This window comes from Kytococcus schroeteri, assembly GCF_002847825.1.
Classification (GTDB): Bacteria; Actinomycetota; Actinomycetes; order Actinomycetales; family Dermatophilaceae; genus Kytococcus; species Kytococcus schroeteri.
Genome location: NZ_PKIZ01000155.1, coordinates 1 through 308, shown reverse-complemented (window position 1 = coordinate 308; position 308 = coordinate 1). Strand labels below are relative to the sequence as shown.

Sequence of the window (308 nt, the reverse complement as noted above, 5' to 3'; positions counted from 1 at the left end):
GCCTGGTCAACGACTACACCGACGAGCTGCTGGCCGCTGGCCTGGATTCCGCGGCTTTCTCTGGCCGCTCCTTCTACGACGCAGTGCTGGACACTACCGCCCTGCTGGGACTGCTGCCCGAGCGCGTCGCCGACATCGCGGATCACGACAACGACGGCCTGCCGCGCTTCATCGACCGCTACTTCGCCGCCGCCCGCGGCACCAAGGAGCTGCCGGCCTCCGCAATGACGAAGTGGTTCGACACGAACTACCACTACATCGTCCCGGAGCTGGCCAAGGACTCCCGCGTAGAGCTGGACGATTCCGCA

The 308-nt window shown here is 66.2% G+C and carries 1 pseudogene; it reads left to right on the top strand.

Annotated features, from left to right (window positions below):
• Window positions 1-308: pseudogene (locus CYJ76_RS11965) on the top strand (5-methyltetrahydropteroyltriglutamate--homocysteine S-methyltransferase); the annotation flags it as partial.